At 51.3% G+C, this 21006-nt stretch carries 20 protein-coding genes; 3 read left to right on the forward strand and 17 right to left on the reverse strand.

The genetic code is table 11. The annotated features are described in order from the left end of the window. Positions 1-432: 432 nt before the first annotated feature. The 12 genes from EDD53_RS06765 to EDD53_RS06820 form a co-directional block, all read right to left on the reverse strand. Entirely contained in the window at positions 433-1413 is a 981-nt protein-coding gene (locus tag EDD53_RS06765) for an asparaginase (RefSeq protein WP_123792467.1), read from the reverse strand. A gap of 11 nt (positions 1414-1424) precedes the next feature. After that, positions 1425-2618, reverse strand: a complete 1194-nt coding sequence (locus EDD53_RS06770) for an ABC transporter substrate-binding protein (RefSeq protein ID WP_123792468.1) — start codon at positions 2616-2618, stop codon at positions 1425-1427. Then, positions 2618-3670 carry a CobW family GTP-binding protein gene (locus tag EDD53_RS06775; protein ID WP_123792469.1) on the reverse strand — a complete coding sequence of 351 codons (1053 nt, stop codon included), beginning with the start codon at positions 3668-3670 and terminating at the stop codon, positions 2618-2620. Before EDD53_RS06775 ends, EDD53_RS06770 begins: the two co-directional genes overlap by 1 nt. Then, positions 3667-3999 (reverse strand): hypothetical protein, encoded by a 333-nt coding sequence (locus EDD53_RS06780; protein ID WP_123792470.1) that lies wholly within the window; start codon positions 3997-3999, stop codon positions 3667-3669. The genes EDD53_RS06775 and EDD53_RS06780 overlap by 4 nt, the downstream gene beginning before the upstream one ends. Positions 4000-4109: 110 nt before the next feature. Next, positions 4110-4988 carry a polysaccharide deacetylase family protein gene (locus EDD53_RS06785; protein ID WP_123792471.1) on the reverse strand — a complete coding sequence of 293 codons (879 nt, stop codon included), beginning with the start codon at positions 4986-4988 and terminating at the stop codon, positions 4110-4112. A gap of 24 nt (positions 4989-5012) precedes the next feature. Next, positions 5013-6083 carry an ABC transporter ATP-binding protein gene (locus EDD53_RS06790; protein WP_123792472.1) on the reverse strand — a complete coding sequence of 357 codons (1071 nt, stop codon included), beginning with the start codon at positions 6081-6083 and terminating at the stop codon, positions 5013-5015. Between the two features lie 78 nt (positions 6084-6161). After that, on the reverse strand, positions 6162-7385 hold the full coding sequence (locus EDD53_RS06795) for an ABC transporter substrate-binding protein (protein ID WP_123792473.1): 1224 nt from the start codon (positions 7383-7385) through the stop codon (positions 6162-6164). 68 nt (positions 7386-7453) lie between these two features. Next, positions 7454-8206 carry an SDR family NAD(P)-dependent oxidoreductase gene (locus EDD53_RS06800; protein ID WP_123792474.1) on the reverse strand — a complete coding sequence of 251 codons (753 nt, stop codon included), beginning with the start codon at positions 8204-8206 and terminating at the stop codon, positions 7454-7456. Positions 8207-8233: 27 nt separating this feature from the next. Then, positions 8234-8962 carry an SDR family NAD(P)-dependent oxidoreductase gene (locus tag EDD53_RS06805; RefSeq protein WP_123792475.1) on the reverse strand — a complete coding sequence of 243 codons (729 nt, stop codon included), beginning with the start codon at positions 8960-8962 and terminating at the stop codon, positions 8234-8236. Then, complete coding sequence (locus EDD53_RS06810) at positions 8959-9804, reverse strand: ABC transporter permease (protein ID WP_123792476.1); 846 nt, start codon at positions 9802-9804, stop codon at positions 8959-8961. The genes EDD53_RS06805 and EDD53_RS06810 overlap by 4 nt, the downstream gene beginning before the upstream one ends. Positions 9805-9807: 3 nt before the next feature. Continuing rightward, positions 9808-10728 (reverse strand): ABC transporter permease, encoded by a 921-nt coding sequence (locus EDD53_RS06815; RefSeq protein WP_211331597.1) that lies wholly within the window; start codon positions 10726-10728, stop codon positions 9808-9810. After that, positions 10728-11750, reverse strand: a complete 1023-nt coding sequence (locus EDD53_RS06820; protein WP_246002280.1) for an ABC transporter ATP-binding protein — start codon at positions 11748-11750, stop codon at positions 10728-10730. Before EDD53_RS06820 ends, EDD53_RS06815 begins: the two co-directional genes overlap by 1 nt. Before the next feature lie 268 nt (positions 11751-12018). On the opposite strand from EDD53_RS06820, the gene EDD53_RS06825 reads away from it, so the two are divergent. Beyond that, the gene (locus EDD53_RS06825) at positions 12019-13029 is read left to right on the forward strand and encodes a GntR family transcriptional regulator (protein WP_170162710.1); all 1011 of its coding nucleotides are present in this window, start codon (positions 12019-12021) and stop codon (positions 13027-13029) included. 5 nt (positions 13030-13034) lie between these two features. Here EDD53_RS06825 and EDD53_RS06830 read toward each other — a convergent pair whose 3' ends face one another. Next, positions 13035-13691 carry a GntR family transcriptional regulator gene (locus tag EDD53_RS06830; protein ID WP_123792478.1) on the reverse strand — a complete coding sequence of 219 codons (657 nt, stop codon included), beginning with the start codon at positions 13689-13691 and terminating at the stop codon, positions 13035-13037. A 177-nt stretch (positions 13692-13868) separates the two neighbouring features. Here EDD53_RS06830 and EDD53_RS06835 point away from each other — a divergent pair, with 177 nt between their 5' ends. Both EDD53_RS06835 and EDD53_RS06840 read left to right on the forward strand, forming a co-directional pair. Then, the gene (locus tag EDD53_RS06835) at positions 13869-15116 is read left to right on the forward strand and encodes a malonyl-CoA decarboxylase (RefSeq protein WP_123792479.1); all 1248 of its coding nucleotides are present in this window, start codon (positions 13869-13871) and stop codon (positions 15114-15116) included. Between the two features lie 13 nt (positions 15117-15129). Further along, positions 15130-16644 carry a malonate--CoA ligase gene (locus EDD53_RS06840; RefSeq protein WP_123792480.1) on the forward strand — a complete coding sequence of 505 codons (1515 nt, stop codon included), beginning with the start codon at positions 15130-15132 and terminating at the stop codon, positions 16642-16644. A gap of 95 nt (positions 16645-16739) precedes the next feature. Here the strand turns inward: EDD53_RS06840 and arsB are convergent, their stop codons facing one another. Genes arsB through EDD53_RS06860 form a run of 4 tightly spaced genes read right to left on the reverse strand, consistent with a single transcriptional unit; the run spans position 16740 to position 20856 of the window. Continuing rightward, a complete protein-coding gene (gene arsB, locus EDD53_RS06845) occupies positions 16740-17750 on the reverse strand; it encodes an ACR3 family arsenite efflux transporter (RefSeq protein ID WP_123792481.1) in 1011 nt (336 codons plus the stop codon). Continuing rightward, the gene (gene arsJ, locus EDD53_RS06850) at positions 17747-19012 is read right to left on the reverse strand and encodes an organoarsenical effux MFS transporter ArsJ (RefSeq protein WP_123792482.1); all 1266 of its coding nucleotides are present in this window, start codon (positions 19010-19012) and stop codon (positions 17747-17749) included. The genes arsB and arsJ overlap by 4 nt, the downstream gene beginning before the upstream one ends. Beyond that, entirely contained in the window at positions 19009-20007 is a 999-nt protein-coding gene (locus EDD53_RS06855; protein ID WP_123792483.1) for an ArsJ-associated glyceraldehyde-3-phosphate dehydrogenase, read from the reverse strand. The genes arsJ and EDD53_RS06855 overlap by 4 nt, the downstream gene beginning before the upstream one ends. A gap of 12 nt (positions 20008-20019) precedes the next feature. Further along, positions 20020-20856, reverse strand: a complete 837-nt coding sequence (locus EDD53_RS06860; protein WP_123792484.1) for an arsenate reductase/protein-tyrosine-phosphatase family protein — start codon at positions 20854-20856, stop codon at positions 20020-20022. Positions 20857-21006: the final 150 nt, after the last annotated feature.

A 21006-nucleotide genomic window follows, 5' to 3' on the forward strand; every position in this document is an offset into this window, starting at 1 on the left:
GGCAGGCTTGGATGGAACTCAAACGCATCATAGCTCCAGCCGTCGGAGCAAAAGACTATCGCAAACGAAAGGAAGACGTGCAGATCGCAGCCCCACAGTCCATCTGGTTTTGATTAGGATCGAGGCAGCGTCGATCACCCCAAAGACATCGCCAAACGGCTTGGCGAGGTCGATGTTAAAAACGTGATCTATTCCAAAGGCAAATGCGTTGCACAAATGCCTGCCAAAACAACTGACAGTGCCGCGACATGTTACGGCCTAAAACTGACTGCTGTCCCCGTAGCGCCGATGAAAAGATACCTTAGCAGGCATAAAGTCACGACAGTGGCACGCGATTGCCAGAAAAGAACAAAAACAGCGTACAAACTGCGCCCTGCTCGACACCTGTGGTATCGGCAGGTCTATTCACACGTGTATGCCGCAGGGGCGCTTTTACGCGTTGGCAAAAAGCCGTTTTATCTCAGCAAGATCACACCCAGCGCCAAGGCAGGTCGCAAGCATAAGGCGCGCTTTCACGGCAGAAAGATCACCCGCCAAAATCCCCCCTTTGGCCACAAGTGAAACCCCGCCACTGTCATTGCCGTAAACCGCACGTGTGCGTCCCTCGTGACAGCGCGATGCCACCACAACGGGAATGCCTTTTTGCGTTAAGCGCTGCGTTTCGGCTGCGAATCCGTCAGGGGCGTTGCCACGACCAAAGGCGGACAAAACGATCCCGCTTGCCCCATGTTCACCCGCAAGCGCCATTAAATGCGGCCGCGTGCCCATACCGATTGCAATCAGTTCCACATTTGGATCAACTGCGCTGGCTTTGATTTGGGGACGCATATGTGCTGGACGTTGATAAATATGCACGTCGCCGTAATCGACCTCGCCCAGTTTGCCATGTCCAACAGACCGAAAAGCATCGACCCGTGACGTATGCGCTTTGCACACATAGCGCGCGCCATGAATATCGCCTTCGAACATAACGACGGGGCCAATGCCGATCAAAGCATCGCTTGCAGCCGCACTTAACGCATCGGCGATATTGCGAGGACCATCGGTGTCGGGCTGCCCCGCGTGACGTTGCGCGCCAGTGAAGACCACAGGCTTATCTGTGCGCAGCATCAACCACGCCAAAAACGCACTTTCTTCCATTGTGTCCGTGCCATGCGTGACAACAACGCCATCGATCTTGGGGTCAGCCAGCACCGCATCAATACGTGCGGTCAGTCGAAATATGGTCGCAAGATCAAGTGCGTAACTTCCCGCTGCTTCAAAGTTTTCAACCTGCACTTCGATCCCATCGGGCATAGAGTGCAAACTTTGCAGCAAGGTTTCGGCCTTGATCCCTGCGGTGACACCCGCCGAAGTTTTATTTTCTGCAGAGGCAATCGTCCCGCCTGTTGCGAGAAGCGTGATCTGTTTCATGATGTAACCTTTTAGCTGGCGCGTCGTGTTGAGCGATATTTTTGTGAGGCAAACGCCACCAATTCATTCCAACGGCGCACAACGTAATTGTGCTCATCCATTGTCGAATTCCAGATCGCGATATGCTGACCGCGCTCGCGCCAAGACCCGCCAGATCGCACCTGTCCTGTTTTGACAGCCAATTTGCCTGCGACATCTTCAAGATCCTGCGCTGCGGGCAGACCTTTGTACCAATAGTCCCATGCTGCGGTTGACATATGGTCTTTCACACGCTCGGGCACGGACATGTAATAGCCCTGTTTGGCCACAACAGCCCCCGCATAGCCATCAAGATACCAGTTCAACCAAGCATAGGCGCGATCAAGGGCAGCCCCGTGCAATTGGCGCGATAAACACATGCCGCCATGCCATGCGCGATACCCTTCTTTTGGACGCACTTGGCGCGCTTGTATGCCTTGGCGGCGCATTTCGACAATCGTGGGGGACCACATGGAGGCAACTTTGAGTTCGCCATTTTTGAACCGTTCAACGGGCTCATCTGCGCGCAACCAAAAGGGGCGAAAATGACCAGAGGCGACCAGTTTTTTGGCCTCGTCAATCAATAGATCGATTTCCGGAACAGTCATATTGCCCATATCTTGAAATGTCATGATACCTGCTGACGAAAACGCCATCGCCAGATCGAAAAGGCCGATCGCGGGCTCATCAACCAAGGCAACCTGCCCCGCCCATTGCGGATCAACAAGGGCCGACCAGCTTTGGATATCGTCGACGGAAGACAAACCTGTGGTTTCAACGCCAAAACTGTCGAAATTATAAAACGTGGGCAGCATGGAAATGCGCTCGGTTTGTTTGTCTGACAGCGTCATATCATGTTGCACAAACAATCGCGACGCGGGCACATCGCCAAGCGCATTGGTGCCCTGTGCAGGAAAGACCCCCGCCAAGTCATCCATACGATCCCAATGTTCGATGCGCGCGGTATCAATGGCCTGCACCGCACGCCAATACCAAACGATATCTAGATTGTGAAAACACTGGTCATAGACGTCAAAGCTGGCTGGCTCAAACGCCGCAGTCCGCTGAGCGCTGTTGAAATCTTTTTCAATGAATTCCAAAGGAAAGCCCAAATCCGCCTCAGCGCGATCTTTGAGATACCGCCAAGGCTGAATTTCGGTGGTTAAAATACGAAGGGGTTCAGTCATCAAGCCGCAGCCCGAACAGCATCAACATTCATAAATGCGCGGAAAGACCGACGAATTTTTTCAGGATCAATATCTTCCAAAATAAAAATTAGGCGCGAGCTTTTCGACCCGCTTTGATCCATTCCTTTTGGCCAGTGATCCATATGCGTTGGCGCGTGTACTAAATGTTGAACCCCATGAATAGCGATCGGTAATGCTTCGCCTTCGATGGCTAAAATGCCCTTCACTCGAAAAATCCTATCCCCATATTTATGGAGCAAGAGCGTAAGCCATGTGCCGAACATTGTCCAATCTATATCCCCCTCCACCTCAAGGGAAAAACTTGTGACACCAAGGGTTTCATCGTGGTGGCGGTGTTGGTCGGTCAGCTGAGTGACCTGTGATGGCGCGTCATGATTGCAGGCTGGCCCGCAGATGTGATCATGGGACTCCGCTTTGGCTGTGGTGAAAAAAGACAAGGGTCCAAAGCCATCCAGAATTGTCTCGGCCGAGGCAAAGCTTGTGATGAAATTCGCTGCTGGGTTTACGTGCAACAGACGCTTACGCAGAGCTGTTTCTTGTTCTGGTGTCGCCAGATCGGTTTTCGTGAGAACGATACGGTCCGCCGCAGAAATCTGACGCACAGCTTCGGCGCGATGGGTGACTTGAATGTCAGCGTTGACGGTATCAACTGTGGTCAAAACACCGCCATTGCAAAAATGCGAGCGCAGCACAGGATGCGCGGTCAGCGTTTGCAACACAGGATATGGATCGGCCAAGCCCGTGGTTTCAATCACCACACGATCAAAACTGATCTCGCCACGCGCGCGCATCGAATGCAAATTGGCAAGCGCATCGGCGACTTCGCCGCGCACCGTACAACAAATGCACCCCGACTTGAGCAGCACTACATTTTCATCAATCTGATCCAGCAAGTGATGGTCCAGCCCGACTTCGCCAAATTCATTCACCAGCACCGCAGTGCCCTCCATCGAAGGGTGGCGCAAAAGGCGTTGAAGCAGGGTTGTTTTTCCAGACCCTAGAAAGCCAGTAAGCAAAATAACGGGGATCATGACAGCGCCTGCCCTTCCATCCATTCGATGAAATTATCGTCTAACGGGTCAAATTCGCGCCCTGCGAGCGTTTCGGCTTCGGGCCAAAGATGCGAGAGCGCTTCGAATACACTGGAGGCCCCAGTTGGCGAGCTGACCACATAGGATCGCCCTTGCCAGACATCAAGCTTGAGGCGGCGAAACGACAAAACAGCATTGGCAGATTTCAAACGGCGCGCGGTTTCGGTGCGCCGCGCCAAAGTGTCATGGTTGCGGGTGTAAACACCTGGCCGTGCGACAGCGTTTGTCCAATGATCATCACAGCCTAAAATACCACACAGAGAACACATGATTTGTCCTTTCACCCGAACTGCACAAAGATCGGACCACGTTAAGAATGGGCCCTGTAAAATAAAGGTGAAGTGGGCAGCGCACTGCCCACCTCGGGCTTTAGTGGCAGTTAGCCACGGGGAAACTTTTTATCGTAGTTATCCGCCATCTCATCCATGGTGACGAATTTAACGCCTTCATGTGATGCGATGTGTTTGAACAAGCGTTCCAGCATCAACAATACCTGTGGGCGACCAGACACATCGGGGTGAATGGTGATCGGGAACACAGCGTAATCCATGTTTTCGTAGACCCAATCAAATTGATCTTTCCACATTTGTTCGATGTCGCGTGGGTTCACAAAACCATGTGAGTTTGGCGATTTTTTGATGAACATCATGGGCGGCAGGTCATCGAGATACCAGTTGGCTGGGATTTCGATCAAATCAGTTTCCTCGCCGCGCTCTAGCGGTTGCATCCAGTCTTCTGGCTTGCCTGCATAATCGATTTTGGTCCATTTATCGCCCACACGCACGCGGTAAGGTTCAAAGTCTTTATGCATCAAAGAGTGGTCGTATTTGATACCCTTTTTCAAAAGCAACTCATTGGTAACGTTTGAAAATTCCCACCAAGGTGCCACATAACCTGTTGGGCGTTTGCCAGATAGGTTGGTGATCAAGTCGATACATTTATCAAGAACTGCTTCTTCTTGCTCTGGGGTCATGGCGATTGGGTTTTCGTGGCTATAGCCGTGAATACCAATTTCATGGCCGCGCTTGGCGACTTCGCTCATTTGCTCAGGAAATGTTTCTGCCGAGTGACCTGGAATGAACCAAGTGGTTTTGATACCCATTTTGTCAAACAGATCGAGCAAACGCATTGAACCGACTTCACCTGCGAACATGCCACGTGAAATATCATCGGGGCTATCTTCGCCGCCGTATGAGCCGAGCCAGCCAGCGACAGCATCAACATCAACCCCGAAACCAACGAGAATTTCTTTAGCCATTTTAACAGCCTCCTTTTTAAGTCATTATGTGTGAATAAGAGTGATAGAGGTCGGATCGACCCCAAGGGTCACAGGCGCCCCAGGCACCAATGCGCGCACATCATCACGGTCCGCGCTGATTTCGATGGACACATCATCGCCACCTTGATCTAGGCGCACTTTGAGATGGCCGACTGAGCCGATCAATTGACGGCTGCTAAGTGTACCGCTGAGACAAATTTCATCAGGCGTGCCTTGGGGCGCAATCCGAAAAGCTTCTGCTGGCACAACAGCCATGCTCTCATCGCCTTTGCCAACCCCTTTTAGAACACCGTAAGGCGTATCGATCAGGCCAAAGCCTGCGCTGGATGCGCCTTTGGGTGTGCCTTGAATAAGTGTGTTTGAGCCAATGAAATCGGCTACAAACGGCGTGTTCGGACGACGGTATAGATCTTTTGGTGAGGACACTTGCTCCACAACACCATTGGACATCACAACCACACGGTCCGACAGGCCAAGCGCTTCTGATTGCGCATGGGTCACAAAAATAAAGGTGATCCCAAGTTCGCGTTGCAGCAGCTTTAGTTCGTTTTGAATGATACGGCGCAGGTTGGCGTCGAGTGCCCCAAGCGGTTCATCCAACAAGAGGATTTCTGGTTCAACAACAAGTCCGCGCGCCAAAGCGATGCGCTGACGTTGCCCGCCTGAAAGCATATCGGCCTTGCGATCTGCGAATTTTTCAAGGTCGAACATATCAAGGATACGGTCTACCTTTTGGTTCTTTTCAGCTTTTGGTGTGCCTTTAACATCAAGCCCGAAGGCGACGTTGTCGCGCACTGACATATGCGGAAACAGAGCGTAGTTCTGAAAAATCATTGACGTCGGGCGTTTTTCAGGCGGCAGATGGGTTACGTTTTGCCCCATCATCATGACCTCACCGTTGGTGATATCCTCGAAACCCGCGATCATGCGCAGGGTTGTGGATTTGCCACAGCCACTTGGGCCCAAAAAGGCAACGAATTCCCCCTTTTCGACCTGTAGATCGAAATCAGAGACGGCAACAGTGCCATCAGGATATGTTTTACCGACAGAATTCAGCTCGAGATCATAGACCATAACGATCAGCTTTCATTTAAAAAGTGACATGTAAGAGGCGCGCGGCGGGGAGGATCATCCGCGCGCCTCCTGTTTGTTTTATGCGTTTAAGAATTCATCCCAACGCTGGATCAGGTGATCGTATTCATCAGGCCACTGGTGCCAATAAGCGACGTTGGAAGACCGTTCAGCCAATGAGCCACCATCACGCAGATCACCAGGATTGATGCCGCGCTCTGCTGGGCCCGTCCAAGGCGCACCTTCGTACCAGAAGGCGTATTTTTCAGGATCCATAACGTCTTTGATGTTTTTGGATGGTGAGTAATAGCCCTGCTCGGTCACTGCGATGCCAGGTTCACCTGACAGCCAGAAATCAGCATATGCGATCACTGCTTCGCGGTTTGGTGTGCCTTTCAGCATTGACGGACCAATCGCCCAGCCACGGTAGCCCTCTTTCGGGTTGGCGTATTTCGCAGGTTTGCCCTGTGCTTTGACCGCCATAACCGCAGGCTGCCATGCATCACAGACAACCATTTCGCCAGATGCCATCAGGTTCACAAGCTCGCCAAAGTCACCCCAAAGCGCGCGGAACTGACCCGCTTTTTTCTTAGAGATCAAGAATTTCGCAGCTTCATCAATTTCCGCCATTGTCGGATTGCCAGGGTTTTCAGCTTCCAACAAACCCAAGGAATTCATCGCCAAAACAGCTTGGCCAATCGCGATCAATGGATCAACGTTGAGGCCAGATTTGCCTTTCCATTTGTCATCGAAAAGCGCGGTCCAAGTGTTGGCTTCTTCTTCGCTCAAAACTTCAGGATTGTAGCCGATAGAGTCAAAGTTATAGACGGCAGGCACCATGTAAAGTTCGGTTTGCGCATCATCTGCCCAGATTTGACCAGAGATCTGTGCGCTTGGCGCCCATTTAGGATCAATCTTTGTGAAAGTATCGCGAATGCTCGCCCAATTGGAAATTTCGCTGGCAGGAATGGTTTCAACATTGTCGGTCGCGATCAAAGCAGGCAGGCGTTCGGCAATGATTTCCCAAACGTCGTAATCAGAAGACCCAGACAGGATTTTGGTTTGCGCATCAGGGTAAGTGGACGGTGTGCCAGATGTCGCGCCAACGCCTGTGGCGGATTTAAACATCTCAAGAATGCGATCTTGAACAGTTGTCGACAGACCTGTGGTACGCAATTCTTGGTCTGACAAATTGGCGGCATAGGCCATACGTGCCCATGGGTGTAGCCCTGATCCAAGTGCAGTCGCACCCGCAGCAGCGGCCCCATATTTCAAAAAGCTTCGACGATTAGCAGTATGTGTCATGGTTGTTTTCCCTGTTTTGGAACGTGATGAAAGTGAAAGGGCGTTGACCGCCTCTTTTTATAAGAGACCTAGTAGCGTCCGGGCGTCAGTCCGCCATCGACAGTGACAACTTGTCCTGTCAGGTAAGACGCATCCGTAGAGGCGAGGAATTTGATGACATTGGCAATTTCAGATGGATCGCCAAGGCGCTGCATCGGGATGTAAGGCGAGGCAATATCTGCCGCCTCTGGCCCAAGGCTATGACCAGGATTCAGTAACTGCGCGGTGCGGATATAACCCGGTGCGACACCGTTTACGCGAATACCTTTTTGCGCATATTCAACCGCAAGAGCCCGCACAAAACCAATGGCACCAGCTTTGGCTGTCGAATAGTGCACATGTTCGTCCCAGCCGTAATGCGATCCCATAATTGAACTGAGGCACACAATCGACGCCCCGTCCTTCATGGCGGGCAAGGCAGGGCGAATAACGCGCATCATACCGTAAAGATCAATATCAATGGTGCTGTGCCATTTCTCATCGGTCATCTCAGACATCGGCACCCGCAAGGCAACGCCCGCGTTTGCAATGATCACATCAAGCCCGCCAAAGCGTGCATTTAGATCAGCAACAAGCGCATCAGCTTGCTCGGTTGAACGTACATCTAGGGGATGAAATTCAGCACTGCCGCCTTGGGCTTCGATTTCAGCAACGACAGCTTTGCCCTCAACTTCCAAAACATCAGTCACGATAATGTGGTCGCCAAGGCTGGCAAAACACAAAGCACTTGCGCGGCCAATGCCGATCCCTGCGCCTGTGATCAGTACAACTCTTTTATCCATCTTTTTGTCCTTTGTTTGGCGCATGCATCACAACATCACATCGCCAGAATTGGGCCCAAGCGTTTGACCAACAAACAGCGCGGCATCATCAGAAATAAGAAAAGAAACCGCCCCGCCCACATCGGATGGCATCCCAAAGCGCCCCAAGGGCAGCTCGGCTTGTTTGGCTTTTTTCCAGTCCTCAGACAGTGCTTCGACCAGTGGCGTGTTGATCGGTCCCGGGGCTACGGCATTGACGCGCACCCCTTTTGTTGACACTTCGCGGGCCAAGGATTTTGTCATGCCGATCACAGCAGCTTTTGCGCCCGCATAATGGGTCAGCTCGATGCCACCGACTTGGCCAAGCTGCGAGGCAATATTGATGATATGGCCGCGCTTTTTTTCAAGCATCGCGGGCAAAAATGCCTGCGTACACAAGAAGTTACCGCGCACATGCACCGCAAATATTTTATCAAACATCTCAAGTGAGATATCACCAAACAAAGCCTGATGACCAAAGCCCGCGTTGTTCACGAGAATGTCGGGCGCACCCAAATCTTGCGTGACGCTTGCAGCCATCTGGGCGACGGCATCAGCATCACTTACATCTGCTGCATAGGCGCGTGCATCGCCGCCTGCTGCTTTGATTTGTTCAACGGTTGCTTGCGCGCTTGCCAGCGTTAAATCATTGACCGCAACACTGTGGCCATCTTTGGCAAGGCGCATCGCGATTGCGGCACCGATGCCAGATCCTGCGCCTGTGACAAGAGCAATCATGCTGCGTCCTCCTGCCCGCTAAAGCGCGATGCTTTGGCTGTAAAACGCTTCATCAAAAGACCGTAGATGACCAAAAGCGTAAAGCTGAACAGGGTTGTCAAAACGCCAAAGGCAAAGATGTTCGGATAGATTTCAACCGAAAACGTTCCGTAGATCGACAAGGGCAAAGTCAGATCACGCCCAGCCGTAAATAGCGTACGGGCGAATTCATCGTAGCTCAGCGTAAAGCTAAACAGCATGGCAGATAGAACGCCTGGAAAGATGATCGGAAAGGTCACACGGCGAAAGGTCTGCGCGGGTGGAACGCCGAGGGAAAAGGATGCTTCTTCGACTGTGCGATCAAAACGGTTGAAAATCGCAAGCATGATGAGAAAGGCAAATGGGTAGGTGTAGACCACGTGCAATACAAACGATGTGCTCCACCATGCGCGGCCAATGCCAAGCGTATTCGACAAAAGCGCCATTCCGAGGCCCACCAGAACGCCCGGCACCATCATGCCAAGGATGATCAGGTAAAAGGCGGGACCTGATCCTTTGAATTTTGTGCGAAACGCCTCAGCGCTCATCACACCCAAGATTGTTGAAACAACCGTTGTCATAAAGGCCAACAGGATCGACCGCACGAGGCTTTCACCCACTGGCAGTTGTGACACGCGGGAACTTTCAGCCAAGCCCAACAGGTGTTGATACCAATAAGTAGACCAGTCACGAATAGGGAATTGCGGCCCACCGTCGATGCTTTGGAATGACAAGATCGCAAGAACGATCATCGGGCCGTAAAGAAACAATAGGAACAGGGCAGTATATGTTGCTAGAGCGGGGCGTAAGATACCAGATTGCATGGCTCACATTTCCTTTCGCAAATCAACAAGGCGCAAAGCCAAGGCGATCACAGCGGTGATGATGATGGTCAAGACGACCCCTGCGACAGCGGCAAAGGCCCATTTCAGCGAACCCACTTGGCTCACGATGATATTGCCCAACAGGTTGACTTTTCGCCCTGACAAAGACGCGGCAGTGGCAAATTCGCCCAGCACCATGACAGAAACAAAGATCGACCCAACCATGACGCCTGGCAATGAAAGTGGCAGGATGATGCGGCGGAAGACTGTGCCGAATGAGGCACCCAGATCCCGTGCAGCTTCGATGACTGAGATGTCGATCCGACCCAACATAAAGGTGATCGGCCCCACCATGAATACACAGTAAATCTGGGTCATCCCCACAAGCACCGAGAATTCAGAGAACAGCAAAAAGGTCAGCGGTTCAGAAATTACGCCAAGCTTCAGCAAGATCGTATTGATCGCGCCTTCTGTGCCCAGCATCGGACGCCATGCGATAACGCGGATCAAAAACGAGGTCCAAAATGGAATGACGCAGGCGACCAAAAGCGCGGTTTGCAGCGTTTTGTTGCGCACGAAAAGTCCGATAAACAAAGCAACGGGATAGCCCACGACGATGGTCGAAACGAGAACGATCAACCAAATTCGCAGCGTTGTCCAAATCGCGGTGAGATAGGTCGAGGAACTCAAGAAACGTTCCCAGCTTGCAGTCGTCAGATCAGAATTCACCGCAAAAGTCGTTTGCGTCCAGAATGACACATAAATGACCATGACCATGGGCAAGACCATGAACAAGGCCATCCAGATCAAACCAGGTGTCAGCAATCCAAGGGCACGGCGGCGATCTTTGCGTTCGCGTATCAACGCGGGCGATTCAGCGGTCTGTGCTGAGGTGGCGCGGGGGTCTGTCGAAATGGCGGACATCAGGCAGCTCCGTGAAATTGACGTAAGGCATTGGAGGAAAAGTGCAGATCGTAGTCCTGCCCTTCGATGAGGTCGGGCAGACGTGGTTGACTTAGGTGATCAATGATTTGCAAAAGCGATCCGTCAGACGCCCTAAAGAATGACAAAGCCGTGGGGCCGTTGAATTCGCCTGTCAGGTATTGCGCCTTCAAGCTTAGGTGATCTTGCGGCGCAGTGCCCGGAGCACAGACTTCCATTTGATCAAAGCGCACGGCAATTTCTTGATTGGAAAGAGCATCTCCGCAAAGTCCGCCATCAAAGGTGTTCCATGCATTCATGTGACGCGCGGCTTCGGCTGTGCGCGGTTGGCTAAATAACGTGTCAGGCGCATCTGATTGCGTGATCCGGCCATTCGCCAACACAGCAACTTCGTCGCCCATGGTCAGCGCCTCTGTTTCTGATCCTGTCACGTGTAAAAAGCTCACGCCAAGACGTTCGCGGATGGCGCGCAATTCGTCACACATCCGTGCGCGCAGGTTCGCATCAAGCGCCCCAAGCGGTTCATCCAAAAGCACGATACGAGGTTCACAAACCAAGGTGCGCGCAAGGGCAACACGCTGGCGTTGACCACCCGAAATTGCGCCGACACCGCGATGACCGAAACCGTCCAAGCCGACCAATTTCAAGGCCTCTTGGGTGCGATCAAGAATTTCAGAATTGTTGCTCAACGGATTTTCTGCACGATAGCGCAGTCCGAATGCGACATTCTCTGCCACGCTCAAATGCGGAAACAGCGCGAAGTTCTGAAATACAAATCCGATATCGCGTAGATGCGGCGCTTGCCCGTCGATGCGCTTTGAATTGATAGAAATCTCACCATGGTTCGGTTCCTCGAACCCTGCGATCAAGCGCAGCAATGTCGTTTTTCCCGATCCCGATGCCCCCAACAGGGACATATAGGTATCTTCTGGAACCACGAAATCAACACCGTCTAAGGCAACAGTGTCGCCGTAAAAGCGACTAATTTGGCTCAGCGTCAGCACAATATTTTTCCCCGTTGGATAATTATGACTTTCCTAATGCAAACATCATTTTGTGCGCATGCGTAAAGAAGAAAATGATTTTTCTGCTAAATAACTGATCAAAGAGAATAAGGAATAATCAACATTTCGCTTATAAGTATCTGTTTAATATATATAAATTTTAGGATGCACAAAAAATGATCTGAATTGATTTTTGCATACAAAAACAAACCCCTTTTCACAAAACTTGCCGTGGTTTATGTTCAAACGATGCAGTGAAGAGGTAAAAATGGGCAGTTCAGAGACTCACAGAATCGAAAGTGAAACACTTGATAAGCGCGTGCCGCTTTTCGAAGTCGCTGCCAATTTCATTCGCAACAATATCAAGCTGGGCCATCTGTATTCTGGTTTGGTTTTGCAAGAAGGCGCCTTGGCGGACCGCTTGGATATGTCGCGTGCCACCATCAAACGGGCGCTCGAAATCATCGAAGGCGAATCTTTGATTGAACGGTTTTCTGGACGTGGTTTTTTGGTCTCAGGGGAAAATCTGACACCCAAACGGGTTAATCTGCGCGAACTGACTTTGGATCATGACGACTCGCAAGAAGAATCAGGCAAACCAAGCTGGCTTAGGGTTTATGATGACGTGGCTTTCCATGTCACCCGCAGCCCTGTTTTTGGCCGCTGTCGCATTGTCGAAGCCTTGGTCGCCGAAGAATACCATGTGTCCCGCACCATTGTGCGTGATGTTCTGGCGCGCCTGCAAGAACGGGGATTGGTACAAAAAAATCGCACCTCGCGCTGGGTTGTCGACCCGCTTTCGTCCAAGAAGATCAAAGACAAATACGAATTGCGCAAGATTTTGGAAGTGGCTGCACTGGCCTCATCCACCCTGCCATACGAGCCCTTGAAAAAGCTCGCACAGGAAATTGGTGCGTTACCCCGCGAAGAACAGATCACTTCAGATAAGTGGATAGCGATAGACAAACAGTTCTTCGATATGATGATCTTGTCCACCCCGAATGAAGATCTTGCGACTGTGGCAAGCAACAACAAATTGGCGCTAGAAGCTTGCCAATCAGCGTTGTTTTCACTTGGTCTGCCCCCTGACACTCAATCGATCATGGAGCTTGGACAAGTGATTGAACTCGCGCTTTCAGGGTCAACTTCAACCGCTTCTTTCATGCTGGCACAGCATTTGGAAAAGGCCTGTGATCGAACGATTGCACAGTTGAAAATCACAGCAATAATCCAACCACCTGCGGAGTTTCCGTCATACTTACAGTTTTCGCAAAGCTAACCAGTTTATTGCGCAGGCGTTTTGAGGTTGGACATAAGGTGGTAAAATTTCTCACCCTGAATGGCCACATGGGCACGCAACACAGTCCCTGCGGTTTCGGCCGCCCCTGATCTGAGCGCTTCGACGACTTGGATATGTTCCAACATGGATTGCCTCATACGGCCCCGTAAGCGCAATTGCAGCCTGCGAAACGGCCGCAAACGCCGATGAAGTCTGATGACCTCGCCTTCCAGAAATGAATTTCCCGCTTGCGAATAGATGATGTGGTGAAAGCGTTCGTTTTCTCGGTAGTAGGCGTCTGCATCGTTGTTATCCACAGCCATTTGGCACAAACGGTTTGCGTCTTCTAAAGCGTCCAAAGCTGCATCTGAAATTCGCGATGCGGCCAAGCGCCCACAGACGGCTTCGAGCTCGGCCATGGCTTCGAACATTTCCATCAATTCAACGGGCCCTGGTTGGCGTACAAAAACGCCCCTGCGCGGCAATTGTTCTGCCAAGCCCGCATTGACCAGACGTTGCAAAGCTTCGCGAATTGGCGTGCGAGACACGCCAAATTTTTCTGCAAGCTTCACCTCATCCAGACGATCCCCGTCTTGGTATTCACCTGACAGAAGCACGTCTTCTAAAGCATCTGCGATCTTATCTGCGCGTCTTATATCCATGTTAATTATGTACCAAAGGTGATTATGGCGCGCAAGAGTTCCATTATTGTATACAATAATATTGACATTGAATGCATAAATGCGCTGTTATCACCGCAGCAAATGGATGCCGTACCACGCGCCTTTCTGAGTTCGAAAGCCGCCCTACGGCACGGGACTTATGGATGGACAAAGAACATGACTTTATTGGCCGATCTTCTTTCAACCGTATTCGAGCGGCGCTATCGCCAACCTTCTAAAACAACCCCAAACGCACGCCCTATCGCAGAACTGGCGCAAGAATTGATAGGATCTGCTGGGGAGATTTCTGGGCTTGCTTTAGCGTCAGACATTTTGGCTGGGTATGCGCAACTGGATGACGATGGAAAAGTCGAGTTTTTCCGACATATGGCCACACAGATGAACATTGACCCAGAGCAGCTTCGTACGACTTTGGATGCCTATGAGAATGCGCCATCGAAGAAAACCTATGGCGCTTATATGGCTGCCGCAGAACCGCGGCGCCAAGAATTTATCCGCAGATTGAACAGTGTACCAGGCGCCACAGGGGCACTTGTGTCCATGCGTGCGGACCTGTTGCGCTTAGGGCGAAGTGAACCTGAATTGGAGGCTCTTGATTTGGATTTTCGCCACCTGTTCGTCTCTTGGTTTAACCGTGGCTTTCTTGTTTTGCGTCCAATCAACTGGGAAAGCCCCGCGCATATTTTGGAAAAAATTTCGGCTTACGAAGCAGTCCATGCAATCGACAGTTGGGACGATCTGCGCAGGCGGTTGCAGCCCGAGGATCGGCGATGCTTTGCATTTTTTCACCCCGCCATGCCCGACGAACCGCTTATTTTCGTCGAAGTGGCCCTGACCCAAGGCACGCCTGGTTCTGTGCAAATGTTGCTGGCAGAAGATCGCCAAGCCATGGGCGCAGATGAAGCGGACACTGCGGTCTTTTATTCAATTTCCAATTGTCAGGCAGGGCTTGCCAGTATTTCCTTTGGCAATTCTTTGATTAAACAAGTGGCCGCTGATCTCGCGGCGGAATTGCCGAACTTAACCACCTTTGTCACGCTGTCTCCGATTCCAAAACTTAAATCATGGATGGCGCAAGAAATGCCCGACTGGACCTCAGAAAACCCTGAAGATATGAAAGCAGTGGCAGCGCAATATCTATTGCAAGCCAAAGGACGCGCAGGGATGCCATATGATCCCGTGGCGCGTTTTCATTTGGGAAATGGCGCGCGTGTGCATGCGATTCATACGGCGGCGGACACATCAGACAAGGGCATGGCACAATCAGGCGGCACGATGGTGAATTACCTGTATGATTTGGAAAGCGTTACCAAAAACCAAGAAAACTTTGCGACTGAACAAACAGTCGCGGCCTCGCCTGAGGTCACACAACTATCGAATTTAGATTTACGCTCAAAGGCCTAGGAAGGGCATTCTCATGGCAAACCTACTTTACGATCACCTATTTGGGACACATGCAGGCAAGACAACGCCGTTTTTGTATTTGCTCAATGGGGATGTCATCACCCACCAAAGCTTTTTGGAAATGGCCGCGCAGATTGCCAACGCTATGACGGAACAGGGATTAAAAACAGGCGACCGTGTTGCTGTTCAAATCGAGAAAACGCCACAGGCATTGGCGGTTTATGCGGCTTGCGCCCAAGCGGGATTGGTATTTTTACCGCTGAACACCGCCTATACGGTAGATGAGTTGACCTATTTTATCGAAAATAGCGGCGCGTCACTGATTGTCTGCGATACCTCGCGCCAAGACGACATTCGCGCCGTGGCCAAGCCATTGTCCGCTGCCGTTGAAACCCTTGACGCAGACGGGTCTGGGTCATTGATGCAAAAGGCAGAAAGCCAGCCAACCCAGTTTGAAACAGTAGCACGCGGGCCAGATGATTTGGCGGCTTTCCTATATACCTCAGGGACGACTGGGCGCTCGAAAGGCGCGATGCTGACCCAGAAAAACCTATTATCCAATGCGCAAGCTTTGGTAAAGGAATGGCGTTTTACGTCGGATGATACGCTGCTACACGCTTTGCCGATTTTCCATACACACGGCCTGTTTGTTGCCACCAATGTCACATTGATCGCTGGCAGCAGTATGGTGTTCATGCCCAAGTTCGACACTGACAAGATCATCGAATGGATGCCGAAAGCCACGACCCTGATGGGGGTTCCTACCTTTTACACGCGGCTATTGGCGGACGAGCGGTTTACCAAGGATCTGACCGCGCATATGCGTTTGTTTGTGTCTGGATCTGCCCCGCTTTTAGCGGAAACCCATGTTCAATTTGAACAGCGCACAGGCCACCGCATTCTGGAACGCTACGGCATGACAGAAACCAATATGAATACGTCCAACCCCTATCATGGCGAACGGCGTGCAGGCACTGTTGGATTTCCACTGCCTGGAACCGAGTTGAAAATCACCAATCCCGATGATGGCGCCACCCTGCCCGATGGCGAGGTCGGACAAATCGAAGTGCGCGGAGCCAATGTGTTCAAAGGCTATTGGCAAATGCCTGAAAAGACCGCTGCAGAACTGCGCGAAGATGGTTTTTTCATCACGGGCGATTTGGGCATGATCGACGAAGATGGTTACGTGCATATCGTGGGCCGCAACAAAGATCTTATTATTTCAGGGGGGTACAATATTTACCCCAAAGAAATCGAAATGGTTCTTGATGATCAAGACGGCGTTTTGGAAAGTGCGGTGATTGGCGTACCTCACCCTGACTTTGGCGAAACTGTGCTTGGCGTTATTATCGCTCAGCCCGATGAATCGCCAGATTTAGACAGTCTGATGAAGGCGGTTCAAAAATCTCTGGCGCGTTTCAAGCATCCGCGCAAATTGGTCATCTTGGATGAATTACCACGCAACACGATGGGCAAAGTGCAAAAAAACCTGTTGCGCGACACCTATAAAGACGCGTTTACGTCATAGAGCCGTCAGACAGTTTAGGGCAAGCTTGCAACATGAACGAGCTTGCCCTCTTCTCAAAAGCACGGGCCAAAAAAATTGACAGATCGCAACATGCGTCAGGCAATAAAACGGGTGCGCGTGCGATTGGCGAAAGCAACCAATGTCAGCATCACAGGCACTTCGACCAAGACGCCCACGACAGTCGCCAAAGCTGCGCCTGAATTTAATCCAAACAGACTGATTGCAACGGCCACAGCCAATTCGAAGAAATTCGATGTGCCGATCAAGGCGCAAGGCGCCGCAACTTTATGCGGTACCTTCAAAGCAAAGGCCGCGCCATAAGCCAGCGCGAAAATCCCATAGCTTTGCACCACAATAGGCACTGCAATCAAAACGATCACCAAGGGTTTGGTGACAATGACTTGGCCCTGCAATCCGAATAGGATCATGACTGTCACGATCAATCCAACAACAGAATAGGGTTTTACACTGGTTTGAAATGCTTCGATGCGGTCTTTTGTGCCAAGCGCTTTGCGGGTGATCAAACCTGCGATTAAAGGCAGGGCCATAAACAAAACCACCGACAAGACCAAGGTCGACCAAGGCACCGTGATATCCGTGACCCCCAGTAAAAACGCCACGATTGGGGCAAAGGCCACGATCATGATCAAATCATTCACAGAGACCTGCAACAGCGTATAGGTTGCATCGCCTTTGGTCAGTTGTGACCAGATAAACACCATCGCCGTACACGGCGCTGCCCCCAATAAAATTAGTCCTGCGATATATTGCGATGCCTCTTCGGGGGCGATCCAAGGCGCAAAGATGTATTTGAAAAATAGCACAGCCAAAGCTGCCATCGTGAAGGGTTTGATCAGCCAGTTCACCACCAAAGTCACAAACAAGCCTTTGGGTTGTTTGGCCACAGCGCGCAGCGCCCCCAGATCGACGCCGATCATCATCGGATAGACCATGGCCCAGATCAAAACAGCCACAACTAAATTCACACTGGCCACTTCGGCCGCTGCGATCGCATTGATCACGCTTGGGGCAAAGTTGCCCAGCACGATCCCCGCAATCATAGCCAAAGCCACCCAAAGGCTGAGGTAGCGTTCAAAAATACTCATGCTTGCACCCCATCTGCCTGCTGTATCTGCAATTGCGCGGTCCCGATCCAGCTTAAGCCGATCATTACCGCCGCTGTGGCCAGGCATAGGGGTAAACCGCCCAATTGATATGTCGCACCTGATAAAACAGTGCCCACCAAGCGCCCCGCTGCATTGGCCATATAATAAAATCCAACATCCATGGTGACCCGTTTTGCATCTGTAAAGCTCAAAATCAAATAGGAATGCAGCGATGAATTGACCGCGAATATACCGCCAAATACCAACAACCCCAGCACCAGTGCTGCGGTCAAAGCTGGCGATGGGGCGGGCGTGATCCAAACAAGAGCTGCCAGTATAGCAGGCACAATCGCCAAGGACGCGATCCATATCTTGGCTTGCTGCAACATGTCATCAGGGCTGCGTTTGGCCGCACGCAAAATGCGGGGGGCAGAACCTTGGACAACACCGTATAGTATGGTCCAGACCGCCATGAATGTGCCGATCATGAAAAAGGCCGTGCGATTGCCTGCGTGACTGCCATCCGACAGCACAGCGTAGAAATAGATCGGAATCCCCACGACGAACCAAACATCGCGCGCGCCAAACAAAAATAAGCGCGCGGCACTCAGCCAATTGATGTTGCGGTTCTTTGACAAAACTTCGGAAAACTTCGCATCTTTACGCCCGACAGGCAGCCCCTTTGGCATCCCGATCAGTACAGCAATCAAGATGACAAATAAGATCAAAGCCATAGTCAAAACCGATGGCACAAAACCGAAGATCGCCAAAACGGCCGCCCCCAGTAAAAAGCCTGCGCCTTTGACTGCATTCTTGGACCCCGTCAAAACGGCAACCCAACGAAACAGCCCGCTGTCGCCTTCAGGGGCAAGAATTTTAACAGCGCTTTTGGAACTCATTTTCGCCAAATCTTTTGCCACGCCAGACAGGCCTTGCACCAGCATCACAAAGATTACCGACACGGTAAGACCCCATGCGGGATCCAATTGCGACAGGGCCAACAACGCGGCCACCTGTAAACTCAACCCCGCATATAAGGTCGAGGTCAGCCCAAAACGCGCCGCAATCCAGCCCGCCGATAGATTTGTGATCACTCCTGCGATCTCATATAAAACAAAGAGATAGGCAAGTTGCACGGGCGAAAACCCCAGCGTATGAAAGTGCAAGAGCACCAACATCCGCAAGGCCCCGTCGGTCAGCATAAAAGCCCAATAGGCAGCTGTGACCGTGATATAGGCGGAAAATCCAGCGGGACGTGTCATATGGAAGCGCCCACCATCAAAGCGACATCGGCCAAGCGATGCGCATAGCCATATTCATTGTCGTACCATGCATAGACCTTTACCTGCGTGCCATTCACAACCATGGTCGATGGCGCATCAACGATGCTGCTGCGCGGGTCATTGGTGTAATCAGACGACACGAGTGGGCGCGTTTCATAGCCCAAGATACCTTTCAAAGACCCTTGTGCAGCAGCTTCGAACAGGGCGTTTACTTCCTCCGCTGAGGTCTCGCGTGCCATTTCAAACACGCAATCTGTGAGGGATGCATTCAACAAAGGCACACGCACCGCATGGCCGTTTAGCTTGCCTTTCAGTTCGGGGTAAATCAACGTGATCGCCGTCGCAGACCCCGTCGTTGTCGGAATCAAATTGGTCAAAGCAGAGCGCGCGCGGCGCAGGTCTTTGGCAGGGCGATCCACGATGGTTTGTGTATTGGTCACATCATGGATTGTGGTGATCGACCCGTGCTTAATGCCTATCCCGTCCAGCAACACCTTGACGATCGGCGCAAGACAATTGGTGGTGCAACTCGCGGCTGTGACGATTTTATGGATCTGCGCATCATAGACATCATCGTTCACCCCATAGACAATATTTGCAGTTGGACCATCTTTCACGGGGGCAGAAACCACCACTTTTTGTACCCCTGCTTCAAAATAGGGGGCGAGTTTGCTTTCGGTTTTAAAGGCGCCCGTGCAATCAATGACCACATCCACGCCGTCCAAAGGCAGCTCCTGCAGATTGCGTGTTTTGGTTACAGGAATGCGCGTGCCGTCTATGGTGATTGAGGTATCGTCAGCCGCGAAATCAGCCCCCCAGCGCCCATGCACAGAATCGAATTCTAGCAGATGCGCATGCATCGCAGGATCACCCACTGCATCGTTTATAAAGGCAATCTTGGCACCTTTTTCCAACAAGGGTTTCAAGGCGAGTTTACCAATACGGCCAAGGCCATTCAGTGCATAAGTTGTCATGATATTCAGATCCTATTGATCGTTGGATTTACCGATGTCATCAATGCTCTTTTGCAAAGATCCGCGGTCGAGACTATCGAAGGAAAGCGCTGTGAAAGCTGTCAAACGATTGCGCAATGCGCCATAAGTTTGCTGAAACGCCAACCGTTTTTCAGCGTCTGTTCCGACTGCTTTGACGGGGTCTGGCAAACCCCAATGACCAGAAATAGGCTGACCTGGCCAAGCGGGACATTCCTCATTCGCAGCACGATCACAAACTGTAAAAACGAAATCCATTTTGGGTGCATCTTCGTTTGTAAACTCGGATATATTTTTAGATCTAAGTTGCGAAATATCATGCCCTTTGGATTGCAGCATTTCGACCGCAAAGGGGTTTAACTCAGACCGATGCATGGTGCCTGCGGAATAGACATTAAAGCGATCATCAGCCATATCCCGCAAAATCGTTTCACCGAAAATGGACCGCGCGGAATTCCCCGAGCAGATGAATAAGACATTGAATTTTTTATTCGCCATGGGAGAGACACTCCTAAGAAGGTCAAAGAATTGTGGCGGGCACAGATCGCCCCGACCGCGACAACAATCAACAACGAGACCCGCGATGACGTCACGGATCGTATCTAAATTCGCACTATAGAGCAGACGTGTCCCTTCGCGTTTTTGTACGATCAGATTGGTCTGGGTCAAAGCCGACAGATAAACTGATGCGGTACTGGCTTTCAGGCCTAAGACCTGCGCGATTTCACCAGCTGGTAATGCATCGGGACACCGACGCATAAGCAAACGAAACACAGCCAAACGCTGTGGGTGACTTAAAGTGGATAGACGGTCAGTAAGTAAATTTTCCATATTTCATGAATAATTAAAATAGTAGGATTCGGTCAAGTTACAATCATCCCAAATCTTGATATTTCGTGAGCCACGCATACCGCCCCATTTGCGCGGCCTGTATAGACTGGGGATGTGAAACTTTCACGAAACAGGGGGCAAAAGGCGCAT

Source organism: Pacificibacter maritimus (assembly GCF_003814915.1).
Lineage (GTDB): Bacteria > Pseudomonadota > Alphaproteobacteria > Rhodobacterales > Rhodobacteraceae > Celeribacter > Celeribacter maritimus.

What these genes read in the sequence shown, in the direction of transcription:
- EDD53_RS06765 (WP_123792467.1), bottom strand. Translation starts at nt 1,413, where the DNA reads ATGAAACAGATCACGCTTCTCGCAACAGGCGGGACGATTGCCTCTGCA.
- EDD53_RS06770 (WP_123792468.1), bottom strand. Translation starts at nt 2,618, where the DNA reads ATGACTGAACCCCTTCGTATTTTAACCACCGAAATTCAGCCTTGGCGG.
- EDD53_RS06775 (WP_123792469.1), bottom strand. Translation starts at nt 3,670, where the DNA reads ATGATCCCCGTTATTTTGCTTACTGGCTTTCTAGGGTCTGGAAAAACA.
- EDD53_RS06780 (WP_123792470.1), bottom strand. Translation starts at nt 3,999, where the DNA reads ATGTGTTCTCTGTGTGGTATTTTAGGCTGTGATGATCATTGGACAAAC.
- EDD53_RS06785 (WP_123792471.1), bottom strand. Translation starts at nt 4,988, where the DNA reads ATGGCTAAAGAAATTCTCGTTGGTTTCGGGGTTGATGTTGATGCTGTC.
- EDD53_RS06790 (WP_123792472.1), bottom strand. Translation starts at nt 6,083, where the DNA reads ATGGTCTATGATCTCGAGCTGAATTCTGTCGGTAAAACATATCCTGAT.
- EDD53_RS06795 (WP_123792473.1), bottom strand. Translation starts at nt 7,385, where the DNA reads ATGACACATACTGCTAATCGTCGAAGCTTTTTGAAATATGGGGCCGCT.
- EDD53_RS06800 (WP_123792474.1), bottom strand. Translation starts at nt 8,206, where the DNA reads ATGGATAAAAGAGTTGTACTGATCACAGGCGCAGGGATCGGCATTGGC.
- EDD53_RS06805 (WP_123792475.1), bottom strand. Translation starts at nt 8,962, where the DNA reads ATGATTGCTCTTGTCACAGGCGCAGGATCTGGCATCGGTGCCGCAATC.
- EDD53_RS06810 (WP_123792476.1), bottom strand. Translation starts at nt 9,804, where the DNA reads ATGCAATCTGGTATCTTACGCCCCGCTCTAGCAACATATACTGCCCTG.
- EDD53_RS06815 (WP_211331597.1), bottom strand. Translation starts at nt 10,728, where the DNA reads ATGTCCGCCATTTCGACAGACCCCCGCGCCACCTCAGCACAGACCGCT.
- EDD53_RS06825 (WP_170162710.1), top strand. Translation starts at nt 12,019, where the DNA reads ATGGGCAGTTCAGAGACTCACAGAATCGAAAGTGAAACACTTGATAAG.
- EDD53_RS06830 (WP_123792478.1), bottom strand. Translation starts at nt 13,691, where the DNA reads ATGGATATAAGACGCGCAGATAAGATCGCAGATGCTTTAGAAGACGTG.
- EDD53_RS06835 (WP_123792479.1), top strand. Translation starts at nt 13,869, where the DNA reads ATGACTTTATTGGCCGATCTTCTTTCAACCGTATTCGAGCGGCGCTAT.
- EDD53_RS06840 (WP_123792480.1), top strand. Translation starts at nt 15,130, where the DNA reads ATGGCAAACCTACTTTACGATCACCTATTTGGGACACATGCAGGCAAG.
- arsB (WP_123792481.1), bottom strand. Translation starts at nt 17,750, where the DNA reads ATGAGTATTTTTGAACGCTACCTCAGCCTTTGGGTGGCTTTGGCTATG.
- arsJ (WP_123792482.1), bottom strand. Translation starts at nt 19,012, where the DNA reads ATGACACGTCCCGCTGGATTTTCCGCCTATATCACGGTCACAGCTGCC.
- EDD53_RS06855 (WP_123792483.1), bottom strand. Translation starts at nt 20,007, where the DNA reads ATGACAACTTATGCACTGAATGGCCTTGGCCGTATTGGTAAACTCGCC.
- EDD53_RS06860 (WP_123792484.1), bottom strand. Translation starts at nt 20,856, where the DNA reads ATGGAAAATTTACTTACTGACCGTCTATCCACTTTAAGTCACCCACAG.